This window comes from Pseudomonas sp. FP2196 (assembly GCF_030687715.1).
GTDB lineage: Bacteria > Pseudomonadota > Gammaproteobacteria > Pseudomonadales > Pseudomonadaceae > Aquipseudomonas.
In genome coordinates this window covers 3,096,022-3,112,598 of record NZ_CP117445.1, presented here as the reverse complement: position 1 = coordinate 3,112,598, position 16,577 = coordinate 3,096,022, and the positions used below count along the sequence as shown (strand labels likewise).

The following is a 16,577-nucleotide window of genomic DNA, read 5'->3' as shown; positions in this document are numbered from 1 at the left end:
TACCGGTTCAATGAGCGGTGGTTGACACCGTTGGCTTGCGCAAGGATCTGGCGCGGGCATAGAGGTAGCGCAGGGTTGGTTTGCCGTGGTCGAAGAACAGCGTTTGCCAGGAATGCTTGAGCATTCGCTGGTACACATCGATCACCTCGCCATGCCAGCCGCCTCGGGAAAAGGTGTTGAGAAAGTCGGTGTGGTTGCCCAGCACGAAATCGATCTGTTGCTGCTTGCTGAACTGCGCGCCATAGCGGGCGAGGTAGACCTCGATGAACCGGATCTTGTTCTGGTAGTGCTTTTTCGGTTGCGCGGTCATGTTGCCGCTGTTGATCGTGCGCTCCAGCAACACCTGCGGCACCGTGTGGATCTCCCAGTGCTCAGCGATTCGGGTCCACATGAAGCGGTCCTCGCAATAACGCAGGCCGGCATCGAAGCAGCCGAGTTGCATCATCACGTCGCGCTTGACCAGCGCGGCGGATACGCCATTGAGGACGTTGGCGTGGATGAAATCGTAAAAATGCATGCCGCTCTTGCGGATGTTGTCCAGTTGTCGCCTGCCGTCGCTGTAGTTGACCTGGCAGTAGCAGTCGATCAGCCCCACCGGCCGTCCCTGAAGAAGGAGTTCGTCATACAGAGCCAGTTGCAGCTCCAGCTTTTGTGGGCGCCATTGGTCATCGGCATCAAGCATCGCCACAAACGTCTCTTGAGAGTGCCGAATCCCATGGTTGCGGGCGCTGGCCTGACCTTCGTTGGCTTGCTGCAACAGCGTCAGGCGAAACGGCGCCGCGAAGTCTTTGACCCGTTCTGGTCCTTCATCGGTGGAACCATCGTCAATAACGATGACGTGATCGGGGAGTCGGGTTTGCTCGGCCAGGGATACCAGCGTTTGCTCGATGCTGTCGGCGCCGTTGTACATCGGGATCACGACGCACACGGTATGCGGTGAAGGGGAGGCTTGGTTTATCACGGGTGTTTCTCCTTCTGTTACGCCTTGGCTGAATCACGCGGTAATGCCCTGCCAGACAGACGCTGACGCAGGGGGGCCGGTGATGACTCGGGGAATATCGCTGAGTGATGTCGGAAAGACAGCGCCAGGGTGCAGAACACCAAGAACTCGGCGGAGCGGTAGTTCGGGATCACGTACGCCACATAATTGGTGACGGCGAACAAGCCGATGATCACCAAAGCGCTGGCACGAAACTGTGCGGACTGGTTCGCCGTCACAGCGCGGTATTGTTTGAACAACGCTTCGCCCAGCAGCAGCACCAGCGCAGTCAACTGGATAAAACCACCGTTGAGCAGCGTTTCCATGTAGCCGCTGTGGGCGTTGCCGATGTAGCCCCAGCGAGTGATGAAAGCATCCGCGTCGGGGCTGGCCCAGAAGGCGCCGAAGCCATACCCCTTGAGCCACTGTTGGTCGATAAACGGCGCGAGCAGCTCCCAGATCAACGTGCGATCAGTGAGAGACGGATCGCGACCGGCGATCTCCAGCAGCCACGCCAGGTGGTTGTACAGCAACAGGCAAACCAGCAGGAAGACCAGCGTGCTACCGAGGAACAGCCACTGTGAGCGATTGATACGCAAGCGGATCAGAGTGAGGAAGTACCAGTAGCTCACCGTGCCAGACACTATCAGTGCCACGCCGGTCGCCGACTGGGCGAGAAGGATGGCGATCAGCGAACAAAACGCACAGAAGAGCGCCCAGCGATTGCCCTGGCGGATCATCGGCAGCAACAGCAGGATGGCGATCGCATTGAGCCGTGCACCGGCGTTCTTTTCGGCAAAAATTCCCTTGAAGGCGCCGTCGCGAATACCACCGGACAAGAATGCGACGTCAGGCCTGATCACGGCGAGTATCAAGCCGACCAACGCCGCCACGCCGATGGCGCAGCCGAGCATGTAGGTGATTTTTTCGAGGGGGTAGTTATAGGCAATGAAACCGGCAAAAAAGACCACGCCGAGCATCGCGATAACCCGCTTGAACGTCAGCATCGGGTCGTAGGACCAGCCAATCGAGGCGATCACACAAACCATGAACACCAGCAGAAAGAAGTTACTGCGGTAAAAAGTTTTGCTGAGGAAGACCTTGTTGCGGATGAAGAAGAACAAAGGCACCAACAGCGTGATGAGACCGCAGACCTGGTTGGCGACGCTGCCTTCAAGGTCTTTACCGACGTCGCCGAAACTGAATGCGCCGCCCAGTCCAAGGACAAACGTGATCACCTGGATGTAAAACAGCACGCCGAACAGGGTGAAGCCGTCGCGCAAGGTCGAGTATCTGATCGCCAGTGTGCTCATGATGCTGGGCTCCCGAGCAACGCGTCGAGGTAAGTCTGCACCGCGCTCGCATTCATGAATCGGGCAGCCGCCTCAAGGCGCGAGTGACGCTGCAGATCCCGCGGCGTGGAGAGTTGCAGGGCAATCGCCTGCGCCAGCGCGAGCGGGTCGTCGACAGCGACAAGCGGTGCAACCAGGCCGCCGCTCAAAATATCCTGAGGGCCATGGGGGCAGCGGGTCGCCACTACCGGCGTGCCCGTGGACAAGGCTTCTACCAACGCATTGGGACTGCCCTCGAAGCGCGACGACAGCACAAAGCAATCGGCCGCCGCCACTTCTGCCAGGGGATCACTGGTGTAACCCGGCAGGTCGACGCGATCGGCGACGCCCAATGTGCGTGCGAGTTCAAGCAGTCGAAGTCTGAGTGCGCCCTCACCAAAAATGATCAGGCGCACGTCGGTATCCGGCAACGCGGCGAACGCTGTAATCAAGGTGTCGAAACCTTTTTGCGACGCCAGGCGACCCACGGCGACAATCACCGCGCCAGACTTTTCCCGCAGCCAGCGGTGGCTTGGCAGGCCTGGTGGCTTCTCGCGGAAATTGTTGTCGAGCACCGGGTTGTCGGCAATGGTCACGTCCTGGCGGCGCGCGATGGTGGTATTGACCAGGTCCTGAGCGACACCGCGCGACACGCAAATCACCGGGTTGGGAATAAGCCGATAGAGCAGGGGGGCCACCAGATAGGCGGCTCGCACCATGAAGTCGGGGTTAACGTGTTTGTCATGGGAAAAGGCATTGCGCTCGCTGACGTGCAGCCGCGCCAGCGTGCCGGACAGCATGGAAGCGGCGATCGCCACGACGTTGACGTGCGTGAGCGCCGCCAGTTGCGCGTCAAAGCGATTGGCACGCAGAAATCGCGCGAGCGCCGGCACCGCACGAGAGCTGCGCGGGCTGCGCAGTTCCACCTTTTTGACGCGTGGGTCGAGATGCGCGGCATTGATGCCGCCGCCGGTGAGCATCAACAGCGTCACGTCATTGCCGGCATCGACCAATGCTCCGGCCAGGCGCGTCATCATTTTTTCAGCCCCGCCCGCGCTGAGGTCATGCAGGATAATCAGCAATTTTTTCATAGGTTCCACACCTGGTAATACGCCTGCGCCGCGTGCTGGCTGGTGTACTGGCGGAGGGCATCAGTGACCATTTTTTCGCTTGGAGCCACGTGATCCGTCGATGTCAGGCTTCGCAGCATTCCATTGGCCAATGCCGGGATGTCGTTGACCTTGACCAGTTGGCCGAGCTGGCCGTTGTCCAGCAGTTCTCTGGGACCCGTCTCGCAGTCGCATGCCAGCACGGGAGTCCCCAGCGCCAACGCCTCGATCAATACGGTCGGCATGCCTTCGTGAAGGGAACTCAGAATGAACAGGCGTGCTTGCCTGAGCAGTGAATAGGGGTTGCTGAGGAAACCGGTAAAGTGCACTCGTTGGGCGATGCCCAGGCGCTGCGCCTGAGCGATCAGTGTGCCGCGCAACGGCCCGTCGCCAGCGATCACCAGATCGGGCAGCGCCTGGCGGTGCAGCGCCATGGCGTAGGCATCGAGCAGCAGGTGAAAACCTTTCTGTTCCGTCAACCGGCCCAGACCCAGCCAGTAGTCGTCGGGTAACCCTGCGGGCAGCGGCGCGTGTGAGGCTTGAAACAGTTGCTCGGTGATGACCGCGTTGGGGCAATAGCAAACGCGCTGCTGGCCCCATGGCAGCAAGTCGGCCAGAGACTGGCGCAATGCCGTGGAGACCGTGACCACTTTTCCGCTGCCACACAAGTACAAGGCATAGAGCAGGCGCAGGCTTGAAGGGCTGGTTTTCTGCTCAGTGCAATCAAGCGTCACGTGCCGGCTATAGATGACTTTGCAGGCACTGCCCAAAGTGGCGAACCACGTGCAGACGTTGGCCTGTTCCTTGGCGGAAATCAGGTGAGTGACGCCCTCGCGACGAATCAGCCGACGCAACAGGACGATCGATTTGAGCAGGCCCACGATGCCGTTGCCACCGCCGCTGTTGTGGCGTTGATCGCCGTCAGTGTCCGGCGTCTCACCGTTCATGACGAAAAAGCTCACCCGCTTTCCATCCTTGTGAAATTGCTCGGATAAGCGTTGCTGTACCCGCTCGACGCCGCCGCCGGTCTTGAAATCTTTGAGAATGAACAGGATGTGCATAGTCATTCCCCAACACTGATGGCGACTTTGTGCCGAGCGAGCATCGTCAGCAGGTGCACAAAGTTGCTGGGGTAATCGATGAGGTAGCGTTTGATCGTATGAGGTTCGCGATACATTCGATAAAACGCGCGCAGGTGCAGGCGATTGATGATCGCCGGGTAGTACTGCCGCGTGGCCAGGGCTTCCTGGCGAATGAACCCGCCGCAGGTGAAGGCCACACCGCGAAAGCCTGCGCGCAGCGCATCCTGTTCGAACTGTTCTTGCAGTCCCGCGCCCAGGCCAACGATCAGGATGTCCGCTTCGCTGTCGCAAATGTGGGCCTGTATGGCCTCGGCCTGCGAGGAATCAAAGTAGCCGTTGTGGTAACCGGCGATGGCCAGTTGCGGGTAGAGGCTCTTGATCTTGCTGATGAACAGATCCAGTTCAGCTTGCCGGGCGCCGACGAAATACACGCGTTTGCCCAGTCGCTCAGCGCTGCCGAGTACAAGATCGGCGATAGACGTGAAGTCAAAGCTGACCCGGCCGATCGTCTTGCCGGTCACGCGAGACATGAAGGTCGACATCAGCATACCGTCGCAAAAATAGTTGATGGTGCCTGGGGTCTGCCCGAACACGCTGCCGATGGACGCGAAGTTGATGAAGGAGAAGGCCTGGTTGGCCTCCAGTAATTTCGGAGAGTACTGCCCGACTAATTCCAGCTTGAACATGGCGCGGCTCCTTTCAGATGACTGAGGGGGTCTGCCGCCCCACGGAAACGTAGGTGAAACCGCGTTTGCTCAAACGCTGTGGATCGAACAGATTGCGTCCGTCGAAGATCAACGGCTGTTTGAGCCGCTGACTGAGCAGGTCGAAGTCCGGTGCCCGAAACGATTGCCACTCGGTGACGATGATCAACGCGTCGGCATTTTTCAGCGCCGCCTCCTTGGTGCCCGCGAGGGTCAGGTCATCGCGCGAGCCATAAATGCGCTGGGCTTCTTCCATGGCCTTGGGATCAAATGCCTGAACGTTGGCGCCGGCCTGCCACAAGGCTTCCATCAATACGCGGCTGGGGGCTTCGCGCATGTCGTCGGTGTTGGGTTTGAAACTCAGCCCCCAGAGGGCAAAGGTCTTGCCGCGAAGGTGACCGTCGAAGTGGTTGAACACTTTGCTGTACAGGCTGGTTTTCTGTTCCTGGTTGCGCGCCTCGACGGCCTTGAGCACCCGAGCGTCAATGTCGACGCTGGTGGCGGCATGTATCAGCGCTTTCACGTCTTTGGGAAAGCACGAGCCGCCGTAGCCCAGGCCTGGGTAGATAAATTGATAACCGATGCGTGGGTCGGAGCCGATGCCGTGGCGGACATTCTCGATGTCGGCACCGAGTTTTTCGGCGAGGCAGGCCATTTCGTTCATGAAGCTGATCTTGGTCGCCAGCATGCAGTTGGCGGCGTACTTGGTCAGTTCGGCGCTGCGAACGTCCATGACAATGATTTTTTCGCGGCTGCGATTGAACGGCTCATACAACTCGCGCATGACCTCTTCGGCACGCGGGCTGTCGGTGCCGATGATGATCCGGTCGGGCCGCATGCAGTCTTCGACCGCGCAACCTTCCTTGAGAAATTCCGGATTGGAGACCACGTCGAACGTCAGGTCGCTGCGATTGTTGTCGGCCAGTACCTGCTCGACACGCTCACGCACAAGGTCCCCAGTGCCGACCGGCACCGTGGATTTGTTGACGATGATGTGGTGCCGATCCATGTTCAACGCGATGGTTTGCGCCACGCTCAACACGTATTTGAGGTCTGCCGAACCGTCTTCGTCTGGCGGTGTGCCGACGGCAATCAACAGCACATCGCCATGGTGAACGGCCTCGGCCAAATCAATACCGAAGCGCAGTCGGCCACTTTGATAGTTGTCCCGCACAAGGTTTTTCAGACCCGGCTCGTAGATGGGCAACGCGCCTTCCTTCAGCGCCTCGACCCTGGCAGCGTCGACATCGACGCAGAGCACGTTATGCCCAACCTCGGCCAGTGCGGCGCCTTGAACAAGGCCCACGTAACCAATACCGAATACGCTCACATTCATGGTCAAACCTCAGGTCGTCGTGACGGTTGTCAACGCAGGGCAGGGGGGCTGTAGAGGAGGGGCAAGGATCAGTAGATGTTTTTCGAGAACAGCGTGAAGGGCGTCTTGATGAGGATTTTTATGTCGAGCCACAGCGACCATTGGTTGATGTAGTTGAGGTCTTGGGCGACGCGCAGCTGCATCTTTTCCACCGTCTCGGTTTCGCCGCGATGCCCGGTGATCTGGGCCAACCCGGTGATGCCCGGCTTGAGGCGATGGCGGGCCATGTAGGCGCGGACTTTGCCGGTGTAATAAATGTTGTGGGTGACGGCATGCGGTCGCGGGCCGACCAGGGCCATCTGCCCGGACAGAACATTGAACAGTTGGGGCAATTCGTCGATGGAGCTGCGGCGCAGCAAGCGTCCGATCGGGGTGATGCGATCATCGTCACGGGTGGCTTGGCGCACCTCGTGGTCGTCGTGGACGCGCATCGACCGAAACTTCCAGACCTTGATCACTTCACCGTTGCAACCGTGGCGGTTCTGCTTGAACAGCACAGGGCCTGCGGAGGTCAGCTTGACCGCTGCCGCCACCACCAACAGCAATGGGCTGAGGAGGATAATCGCCACGGTTGCCAGGCTGCGTTCGAACAGGTCTTTGCAAAACAGGCTGGCCGGATGCGAGCTGATCAGGCTTTCATTGAGGTAAATGGCCGGCATCCGCTCGATTTCCGAGATCGAATGGTTGAGCAACACCATGCTGCCAAAATCCGGGATCCACACCACGTCGACATTCATGTCCAGCAGGTCGATGTAGAGCGCTTCGATGGTGGCGGCATGCGCCATGGTCAGCACGACGTAGACGCGGCGCACTTCCAGGCGCGTGATGATTTCGCGGATCGCGTCAACGTGACCGAGCAGCGGCAGAATGCTCGGGGCCGGTCCGCTGTTATCGGCGGCGGCGATGAAACCCAGTACCAGCGCGCGATTCGGTCTGGAGAGTTTTTTCGCCAACTCATGGGCCGTCGGGCACGTGCCGATGATCACCGAACGACGCTCGTTACAGACCTTGCGCGAGTGCAGTCGGGCCAAGTAATGAAGGGGCAGAAAACTCGCGGCCTGCACTACGAAACCCAGCACCGCCCAGACAATGATCACCTGGCGCGAAAACGTCGCACTGGTCTGGGTGATGAAGGCAATCGCCGCGAGCACGGCCAGCAGGATCAACCAGCCGGCGAGCAATCTGCCGAGGCCGACCACCAGACCATGGCGTTTGTGGTAAACCCTCATCACGCTATAAATCGGCACTGAACCGAGCACCGTCAGAATGATCAGGATGCGGTATTCGCTGGTCAGACTGCCGACGCGCCAATACACGAGCAGCATCAGCAGCGAAGTTACCAGCGACAGCGCACACAGCCACTGGCCCCAGAACGTAAGACCTCGGCGTTGCGTCATATGAGCGGTATAGAGCGGTGTCATCGGCTTAACCTCAGGCAACAGTCATCCATCAGCGCTAATCAGGCAGACACGAGGTGTCTGCTGAAGGCTGTTCCGTAGTTCGGCAGAGGTGAAGCGGTTGCGGGATGGCAGAACGGGGTGCAACGGCAGGCTTGTTCGCCCGACGTTACCTGGGCGCGAAATCGTAGTTATAGAACGCCCGAGAGTGGTGGTAGCCGTACTTGCGCGCCTTGCGCAGGTCCACCTGATTGAGCACGGTGCCAAATACCGGCACATGGCTCTGTTGCAACATGGCAAGGCCCCTTTGCACTTGGCTGATGGGCGTGCTGTCGGCCTTGACTACATAGATCACCGCATCCGAGTGCTTGGCCAGCAACAACGCGTCGCTGATCATCTCCGCAGGGGGTGAGTCGATAATGATGTGGCGGTAACGCGATCTGAGTACCTCAAGCATGCGCGCCATGCGCGGCGAGCTGAGCAAATCCTGCGGCGGCGGCTGTAACGCGTTAGGCGAAGAAGCAGGGGAAGGCAGGCGCGGCGCGGCGAACATATCCAGCGAAGGTGGCAGGACCTTCCCGGCCGGCAGCATGTCCAGATTGCCCACCGAAACGATGCAGTCTTCGAGCCTGGCGGTGCCTGCAATGACGTTCGCCAGTCCCGGACTGTCCGGGGGGAAGTCGAAGTTCAGCGCCAGGGTTGGCTGACGCATGTCAGCATCGATCAGCAGCACCCGCTCCAGCGAACTCAGTGAGCTGGCCAGATTGTTGGCAATGGTACTTTTACCTTCACCGGCAACGGTCGACGTCACCAGTACCACCTGCGAGGGCATTTCGCTGCTTTGCAACATCAGCCAGGTGCGCAGATTGCGTATGGTCTCGGAAAAACGCGGGTTGTCGTTGTCTTCGAACAAGCGCGCCAGTTGCCGGCGGGTTTTCTTCATCACCAACGGCACGACGCTGAGCAGTGGAATGTTGAGCGCGCTTTCGATCGACTCGTCGGTTTTGAAGGTATTGCTCAGGCTCTCGAAGAGCAGCGCCAACGCCACGCCGATCACCGCAGCGATCAACCCGACGATCCCGACAATCAGGGTTTTACGGGGTTTGCTCGCCTCGACTGGAACAATCGCCGGGTCGACGATGCGCACTTTGGTCGAGTCCATGTCGGCGGTGGCCGTGGTCTCTTTCAAACGGGTGACGAACGTTTCATAGAGCGCGCGGGAGCTGTCGACTTCACGCTGGAACTCGCGCAGCTGGAACTCTTTTCGGGCGATGTCCTGGATTTGCGCCTTATTGCTGTTGAAGGATTGGCGCAGCGAGGCTTCACTGGCCGTCGCGAGCTGGTATTGCCGTTCAATACCGGCGACCACTTGCTGGACTTGCAATTGCAGGCTGGTGGTGGCGGTGCGCAATTCGGACTGCGCAGACACCAGGCTCGGGTGTTTTGGACCATAGCGTCCCGCCAGTTCATCAACCTTGGCCTGGGCCAAGGCCCGGTCCGCCTGGAATTTTTGCACCAAAGGGTTGCTCAAGACGGCAGGCACGCTGGAGAGCCGACTCAGATCGCCGTTGCTCAGAGACTTCGCCTGGCGGTACTCGCTCTCGGCTTCAGCGCGGTTGCGACGGGCGTCAACCATGCGATTACCGGTCATTTCCAGTTCGTTGGCGCTGATAGTGGCAACCCCACCAACATCGACCAGGCCTTGCTCTTCGCGGTAGCCCTGAAGCTTTTTCTCGGCCGCACGCAAGTTGTCACGCAGCTTGACCAGCCTTGTGTTCATCCACGCCGTGGTGGTTTGCGACGACTTCTCGCTGGTGTCGAGCTGGCTGTCGGTAAAGCCTTGGGCCAGCGCATTGGCTGCCGCTGCCGCCAGGCCAGGGTCGGGCAGCTCGACCTCGATTTCGAGCAATTGGCTCTTGCCGACGAACTTGACGCTGGTGTGCAGCATGAGGTTCTGCGTGACCTGATTGAAGACGTCTTCTTCGGTGAGCACATCTTTGAGCGGCATCAACATGCCCAGCCCCGGGACCCACTGCTCGAGGTCAAGATTGGTCAGCCACTGACGCGGTGTGAACCAGGGCTTCGGTTGTTGGCGCGGGTCGGTCACCGGATGGGTCGTCAGGCCGAGCTTTTTCACTGCGCGTTCGGCAAGATCGCGCGATTGCAGGAGCGCTTGCTGGGTCTGCAAGTAGTCCGTGGCGTTTCCGCCTGAATCCTTGACTTGCTGGAAGGACATCAGCGGAGGCGTCTTATCGTTGAACAACAACGTCGTGCTGCCGATGTATTGCGGGGTGATGGTCGAGACCACCACGGCCGCCAGCAGACCGCTCACCAGAACCAGCCATCCGATGCTCCATTTGGCACGCCAGATCACCCTCCAGAGCTTTAAAAGATCAATGGTGTCCTTGTCTTCGCTGTACTGCTGATGCAGATGCGCTTGAAGAGGACGTTCGACGTAGGTGCTAGGGCTGTTGTCCATGATTAGAAAAAGCCTTGTGCAATGGAAATGGTGTCGCCGGGGGCAATCGTGGTGTTTCGCGTAACGTCATCGGTGAGGGTCGAACCACCGTCACCGCGCAAGATGGTCACGCGTTTGATTGACGCCCGCTCGGTCAAGCCACCGCCCAATGCGATGGCTTTCTCTAGCGTCAGGCCGGGCACGAATGGATAGCTGCCGGGTTTTTTCACTTCGCCATTGATGTAGAACGAACGGTATTCGATCTGGCTCAGACTGACTTTCGGGTCGATCAGGTAACCCTGCTTAAGCCCGTCCACAATGATTTTTTCGACCTGGCCGGGGGTGAGTCCTTTGGCGGAAATCTCGCCCAGAAAAGGGTAGGAAAAGGTGCCGGCGTCGCTGAGACGGATCTTTTTCAGACTCAACTCCGGTTCACCGAACACGATGATGCGCAAGACATCACCAGCAGCCAGTTTGTATTGAGTGCTGGGGTCTGCTGCATACGCAGAAGGGAAAAAAACCAGCGCGAACAACAAGACAAAGGTGTGTGTGTTCATGTCGAGACCCTCTTAAAGGCTGACGTTGAAGCTGATCTGAAACACGTTGCGGCTGAAGCTTTCATTGTCGGCATCAGAATCGTTGTCGCGGAAGCGATAACCGAGTTCGATTTCCAGCCATCGGCGCATCGCGTACACCACCGCCAGGTTGTAGTCCTGAAGATTGTCGGTTCGGTCTTGACCTTCGTAGACATAACGCCCGACCCCGGCTTGTGCCACCGTGGTGATGCGTTCCGTCCAGCCATGACGCCAACCCACTTGGGTGAACGTCGACTTCACGGCTTCAGCGCCGTCGTCACCTTCGGCGAGAGCCTGTCGAGCAACAAAGGTAAACGTCGAGTAAGTTCGCGGCTTCCATTGCAAATCCACTTGCCAGGTGGGGTTGTTGAGGTCATTGGATTCGTCGCTGTCGAAGTTCTTGCGCTCATAACCCAGGCGGACTTTGCCCGTGGTGCGTGCCGTGAAATCCCATACGGCACCGGCCAGTACGGCATCTGATTTACTGCTGCGCGGACTGTTGGCTTGCTGGTAATCAAAGTTGGTGTGGTCATATTCCAGCAGGCCACGAGTGTTACTGCCGATGCGGTGGTACCAGGTGCTGGTGAGTGCGGTGGTATTACGTTCTTTGTCGTCGTTGATGCCATCGGCATTGTCGTAACGCAGTTCGGCGTAATTGGCGCCGAACTCGAGTTGATTGTCAGCGCTCTTCGCGCCAAAGGTGTAGAGGCCACCGACCTTTTTGTTGTTGAGCTTGTCGTTGATGCCTTCGACCGCCGTCGATTCCGTGCGCTCCCACTTCCGATATTCGGCTTCGAGTTTCAGCCGATGCCGGTCGGTGAACTCCATGACGCTGTCCGCACGCACACGTTGAGCCGTGTTCGAGGCATCCGACTCATCGTGATAGATGTAGCGAGTGGGCTGCCAGATCAGCCGAGTGGCGCTGTTGCGATCTTCGGCTTTGAGTTCGAAGGAGGGCGCCAACTTGGTAATCATGGAAGACTGCGTATTGTTTTCCACTTCGCGAAAGTTGTCGTCATAACTTTCTGAAAACAAAAAAGTCGGAGTGAAATCGAATCCGTAAACATTTATCGCTTGCGGTTCAATACTCCAGACCATTCCGGAATAAAGACAGGTCGTCATCAGTGCAACAGGGCAACGTGACATCAAGGCCATGTTATAGCTCCTGAGGAAAAGGCATATAAAAGCAGGCAGCTAGTTATAGTTTTGATAGCTGGGTTGTTGACGTTCAAGAACGCTCAGTGGCAAGCAGACAGATTGTTCCCGGTTGAGAAACTGCAGAAGGATCATCACCCGGTCGGTACCGTGCGCAGCAACGAATACGCCTTCCAGTGGCGACAGTGGGCCGCTGATGATCTGCAAATGCTCGCCGGGTTTGAGCGCTTCATCCGCGCCGGACTCCGATTCAAGGCAGCGCCCACGCAAATGCTCGATGACGTGCTCTGCCACCGTCGCTGGACCATGATTGAATTCGACAATGCGACTGACACCGCGAGTAGAACGCAAGGGCGCCCAATTGTCGTTGCTACTGAGTTGGATAAACAAATATCCGGGGAAGAGTGATTCCAACACCCGCTGTCGTTTCCCGCGAATGACGCGCTCACTGACTAGCTGGGGGTGGTAGACCACATAATTCTGTTGGAGGAGGTTGAGGTGGGCACGTTCATCCTGACGTGGTTTGCATTGCAATAAGTACCAATTAGGTCGATCTGAGCTGGTCGCTGGCATGCTGGTAAACTCTGTAATGATCGAAAGTTTATGCAGGCAGTAGCTCTATAGAGGGCTAAGAAGAGACCGTTGGCAGAAGTGTGTTTTTATTATGATGTAACGCAAGGGTGTTTCAATAATGAATCACATAAGGTTTCATTAGGGTGCATAACGCCAGGGCGTGACGCTATATAGTGCAGCGCACTAGGGACGATTTGCTGTCTAACTTTTCGAGAGGCAAAGCTACCGCACGGTCTGCATAAAGCAGTGTTTATGATAGGTAGCTAAGTAGTGGTCTCTAAAATGTCAGCTGTCGAGTAAATTAGCGCTCGCGCCTTGTTCAACGAGACCTTGGTAGTTATCGGCCAGTCTTCACGGTCTGTCAAACGTTCCTTGTCAAAAAACACGCCATTGATCCATTAGTGAATTTGACCCATTGCATCGTGTTGTTTTTATTGAGTATTTATTTCTGACGGACGGCTCGGAATTTTTTCGTCTTTCAGGTAAAAGGCTAATAGGCAAGATCAACAGGCGAATCCCCATAGTTGGGGATTATTATAAATTCTGGACTGCGTTTCCCGATCAACGCTATAAGTAATCACCTTTTGAGTTGATTGGAGCAGGGACTATGACCGTTCTTGTGACAGGTGCTGCGGGCTTTATTGGATATCACACGGTCAAACAATTGACTCTGGACGGCCACACAGTAATCGGCATCGACAACCTCAACGATTATTACAGCGTGACGCTCAAACAGGCGCGCCTCAAACAGTTGAGCAAGCTGCAAGGTTTCCGTTTCCACACGATGGATATTGTCGATAAGCCGGCCTTGATGGCGCTGTTCGATGAGCACGGTTTCACCGAGGTCGTCCACCTGGCCGCCCAGGCGGGGGTTCGCTACTCACTGGATAACCCGGATGCCTACGCGCAATCGAATCTGGTGGGATTTTTGAATGTGCTGGAAGCCTGTCGACATTATCAGCCTGCGCATCTGATCTACGCGTCGAGCAGTTCGGTGTACGGTGCCAACAGCAAGCAGCCATACAGTGTCGACGACGCGGTCGAGCAGCCGGTTTCCCTGTACGCCGCCACCAAACGCGCCAATGAATTGCTTGCCCACAGTTACTGCCACCTCTACGGCTTGAAGGCCAGCGGGCTGCGTTTTTTTACCGTTTACGGGCCATGGGGCCGACCGGACATGGCGCTATTCAAGTTCACCGAAGCGATCCTGCAGGGCCGTCCGATCGATATTTACAACCATGGTCAGATGGCGCGGGACTTTACCTACGTCGATGACATTGTTGAAAGCATCGTGCGACTGTGTCCGAAACCGCCGGTAGCGGAGAAGGAGGGCGAAGGCGTCAACCGGATCTTCAACATAGGGCGCGGCAGCCCGGTAGCGCTGCTGGATTTTGTCGACTGCCTGGAGACGGCATTGGGCAGAAAGGCTCAGCGCAACTTTATGCCGATGCAAGCGGGCGATGTCATCAATACCTGGGCCGATGTTTCGGCGCTGGTCGATTGGATCGGGTTTGCTCCGCAGGTGGAGGTTGAAGCCGGTGTGGCGCAATTTGTGAGTTGGTATCGCCAGTATTATCAGGTGTAACTCCGTAACCGATTCGTTCTGGTCAGGCGCAGCAGCGACGTGTTTCAGATGCCACCGTAGGGGCGAGTTGTCGTGCTGGCGCAGGCGCCAGCAACGTACAAGCGCGAGGCAGGTACTCACTTTCAAGTTGTCGGAATGGTTCCACCATCAATAATGAATTCGCTCCCGGTGATGGACGCTGCGCGAGGTGAAGCCAGGAAGGCGATGAGGTTTGCCACCTCCGCCGGGGTCGAGGGGCGACCGAGTGGAATACCGCCTAATGCATCCATGATGATCCGCTTGCCGCCCTCGTAGTCCGTACCTGCCTCCTGTGCCAACCTTTGAGCCAAAGCGACCGACGACTCTGTTTCAATCCAGCCCGGCGATACCCGGATAACGCGAACGCCTTTTGGAGAAACCTCTTTCGACAGGCTTTTGCTATAGGTTGAAAGCGCGGCCTTGGCCGCTGCATAAGCGGTCGTCGCTTCAGGGAGAGGCAGCCGACTCTGAATAGAGGTGACGTGGATGATGACGCCGCTGTTTCGTTCGAGCATATCGGGAAGCAGGGCACGATCCAGGCGCACGGCTGGAAACAGATTCAGATCGAGCTCGCGCTGCCACTGTTCTTCATCAAGCGCAGCAAATCCTCCACCGGGTGCAGATGAGCCACCCAGGACGTGGATGATGATTTCAACACCGCCCAATATTCGTTTCGTCGCGGCCACCAGCGTTTCACAACCCTCCCGAGTGGAAAGATCAGCCTCTACGCAGAGGTCTTGCGGCATATCGATGTTCGCCTGACGCGCTGAAGTCAGCACTTTCGCACCTTCAGCGAGGAGCAGGTTGACCAACGCTTTGCCGACACCTTTTGTGCCGCCCGTTACCAGAATCCGCTTGCCGCTCAGATCAAGATTCATGGCGTAATCTCAAGCGTGTGGATCCGACCATCCAGCACTGTAAACGCGTGGTTCAGTTTGACCGGGCTGCCAGGGAAGTTGCCGGTAACACGAGCCGCGACGGTCAATGTGCCTGCGCGCTCGGTCACCTCGATTGGCTTGATCTGGTAGGTAAACGCCTGCCGGGCTTCGCGCTGCCATGATTCGATTGCCTCGATTCCTTTGTGTGTGCGGTTCTCGTCAAACACTGTGGCGTTGGCACTGAAACAAGTCGCCATAAGCGAAGTGTCGCCACCGCCATTGCTGATATCGAAGTACGCCGTAACGGCATCTGGAAGCTGACAATTCATGAGTGGGTCCCTCTCTGACAGTTGATTGTTCTGCACCCCTGAATCTTGCGGTCACTGGGATAGTTTGCTCAACTGGCACAAACATTGATGGCCAATCCCGATAATCAGGACAATCGAAATGTCAGATCCACGTGTGGGCCTCCATGACCTGGAGGCGGTAATGGCCGTAGCCCGCAGGGCTTCGTTTCGACAAGCGGCCATCGACCTCAGTGTTTCAACGACTGCCTTGAGCAACACCATTGCCAAGCTGGAATCGAATCTGGAAACGCGGTTGTTCAATCGCACGACGCGCAGCGTGTCTCTTACCGAGGCTGGCAAGATGTTCATGGAGCAGGTCGGACCGGCGCTGCAAGATGTTCGCGCCGCGCTCGAAGCCGTGCATTCGCACAATATCGGGCCTGCGGGCGTTCTGCGCATCAACGCATTCGCGAGTGCCGCCCGTGCCACGCTCGTGCCACTTATGCTGGAGTTTTTGCGACGTTACCCAAAGGTGCACATCGATCTCGTTACTGAGGGGCGACTCGTGGATATTGTGGCTGACGGGTTCGATCTCGGTGTCCGGTCCGCCAATCTGATACCCAGCGACATGATTGTGATCTCGTTGGGCCGGCCGCAACGTTACGCCGTCGTGGGCTCACCCGCGTACTTCGAGAAACACGGGCGGCCTCACACTCCAGCGGATCTTCTCAATCATCACTGCTTGCGTATTCGTCTGCCCAATGGCGCCATTTATCCATGGCACTTTGAACGCGACGGCGAGGTCATCCGACTGGATGTGAGAGGGCAACTCACGCTTGACGAGCCTGGTCTGGTCAAGGCTGTTGTGCAGGAAGGTGTCGGGCTTGGCTTTTTCATGGAGCAGGACATTGAGACTGAAATCCAGACCGGCCAGTTTGAGCGGGTACTGGAGGACTGGACGCCTCCTCGAGACGACTTGTGCCTGTATTATCCGAACCGGCGCAACCCTTCGGCTGCGCTCAAGGCGTTCACGGCGCTGGCCCGCGCCAAGCTGTCATCACGTGCCTGATC

The 16,577-nt window shown here is 57.7% G+C and carries 15 protein-coding genes; 2 read left to right on the top strand and 13 right to left on the bottom strand.

The genetic code is table 11. The features are described 5' to 3' along the window. Positions 1 to 7 precede the first annotated feature (7 nt). The 11 genes from PSH79_RS13960 to rfaH all read right to left on the bottom strand — a co-directional run bounded on the left by PSH79_RS13960 (position 8) and on the right by rfaH (position 12,738). The gene (locus PSH79_RS13960) at positions 8 to 961 is read right to left on the bottom strand and encodes a glycosyltransferase family 2 protein (protein WP_305443820.1); all 954 of its coding nucleotides are present in this window, start codon (positions 959 to 961) and stop codon (positions 8 to 10) included. Positions 962 to 978: 17 nt separating this feature from the next. Continuing rightward, positions 979 to 2,292: an O-antigen ligase gene (locus PSH79_RS13955; protein ID WP_305443818.1), complete on the bottom strand. Its 1,314-nt coding sequence runs from the start codon at positions 2,290 to 2,292 to the stop codon at positions 979 to 981. Beyond that, the gene (locus PSH79_RS13950) at positions 2,289 to 3,401 is read right to left on the bottom strand and encodes a glycosyltransferase (RefSeq protein ID WP_305443816.1); all 1,113 of its coding nucleotides are present in this window, start codon (positions 3,399 to 3,401) and stop codon (positions 2,289 to 2,291) included. The genes PSH79_RS13955 and PSH79_RS13950 overlap by 4 nt, the downstream gene beginning before the upstream one ends. Then, a complete protein-coding gene (locus PSH79_RS13945) occupies positions 3,398 to 4,486 on the bottom strand; it encodes a glycosyltransferase (RefSeq protein ID WP_305443814.1) in 1,089 nt (362 codons plus the stop codon). The genes PSH79_RS13950 and PSH79_RS13945 overlap by 4 nt, the downstream gene beginning before the upstream one ends. Then, positions 4,483 to 5,187 (bottom strand): WecB/TagA/CpsF family glycosyltransferase, encoded by a 705-nt coding sequence (locus PSH79_RS13940; protein ID WP_305443812.1) that lies wholly within the window; start codon positions 5,185 to 5,187, stop codon positions 4,483 to 4,485. The genes PSH79_RS13945 and PSH79_RS13940 overlap by 4 nt, the downstream gene beginning before the upstream one ends. Before the next feature lie 13 nt (positions 5,188 to 5,200). Next, complete coding sequence (locus tag PSH79_RS13935; RefSeq protein WP_305443810.1) at positions 5,201 to 6,541, bottom strand: UDP-glucose/GDP-mannose dehydrogenase family protein; 1,341 nt, start codon at positions 6,539 to 6,541, stop codon at positions 5,201 to 5,203. Between the two features lie 68 nt (positions 6,542 to 6,609). Further along, entirely contained in the window at positions 6,610 to 8,001 is a 1,392-nt protein-coding gene (locus tag PSH79_RS13930; protein WP_305443807.1) for an undecaprenyl-phosphate glucose phosphotransferase, read from the bottom strand. 145 nt (positions 8,002 to 8,146) lie between these two features. After that, positions 8,147 to 10,456, bottom strand: coding sequence for a Wzz/FepE/Etk N-terminal domain-containing protein (locus PSH79_RS13925; protein WP_305443804.1), 2,310 nt, complete (start codon positions 10,454 to 10,456; stop codon positions 8,147 to 8,149). 2 nt (positions 10,457 to 10,458) lie between these two features. Further along, positions 10,459 to 10,992 (bottom strand): polysaccharide biosynthesis/export family protein, encoded by a 534-nt coding sequence (locus PSH79_RS13920; RefSeq protein ID WP_305443802.1) that lies wholly within the window; start codon positions 10,990 to 10,992, stop codon positions 10,459 to 10,461. Positions 10,993 to 11,004: 12 nt separating this feature from the next. After that, on the bottom strand, positions 11,005 to 12,108 hold the full coding sequence (locus PSH79_RS13915; RefSeq protein ID WP_305443963.1) for an outer membrane beta-barrel protein: 1,104 nt from the start codon (positions 12,106 to 12,108) through the stop codon (positions 11,005 to 11,007). 96 nt (positions 12,109 to 12,204) lie between these two features. Continuing rightward, positions 12,205 to 12,738 carry a transcription/translation regulatory transformer protein RfaH gene (gene rfaH, locus PSH79_RS13910; protein ID WP_305443801.1) on the bottom strand — a complete coding sequence of 178 codons (534 nt, stop codon included), beginning with the start codon at positions 12,736 to 12,738 and terminating at the stop codon, positions 12,205 to 12,207. 607 nt (positions 12,739 to 13,345) lie between these two features. Between rfaH and PSH79_RS13905 the strand changes: the two genes are divergently transcribed. Next, positions 13,346 to 14,323, top strand: coding sequence for an NAD-dependent epimerase (locus PSH79_RS13905; protein ID WP_305443800.1), 978 nt, complete (start codon positions 13,346 to 13,348; stop codon positions 14,321 to 14,323). Positions 14,324 to 14,445: 122 nt separating this feature from the next. On the opposite strand, the gene PSH79_RS13900 is transcribed toward PSH79_RS13905, so the two are convergent. Together PSH79_RS13900 and PSH79_RS13895 are read right to left on the bottom strand one after the other, a co-directional pair. Beyond that, positions 14,446 to 15,219, bottom strand: coding sequence for an SDR family oxidoreductase (locus PSH79_RS13900; RefSeq protein WP_305443797.1), 774 nt, complete (start codon positions 15,217 to 15,219; stop codon positions 14,446 to 14,448). Next, the gene (locus PSH79_RS13895; RefSeq protein ID WP_305443795.1) at positions 15,216 to 15,548 is read right to left on the bottom strand and encodes a nuclear transport factor 2 family protein; all 333 of its coding nucleotides are present in this window, start codon (positions 15,546 to 15,548) and stop codon (positions 15,216 to 15,218) included. Before PSH79_RS13895 ends, PSH79_RS13900 begins: the two co-directional genes overlap by 4 nt. A 118-nt stretch (positions 15,549 to 15,666) precedes the next feature. On the opposite strand from PSH79_RS13895, the gene PSH79_RS13890 reads away from it, so the two are divergent. Continuing rightward, a complete protein-coding gene (locus tag PSH79_RS13890) occupies positions 15,667 to 16,575 on the top strand; it encodes a LysR family transcriptional regulator (RefSeq protein ID WP_305443794.1) in 909 nt (302 codons plus the stop codon). Positions 16,576 to 16,577 lie beyond the last annotated feature (2 nt).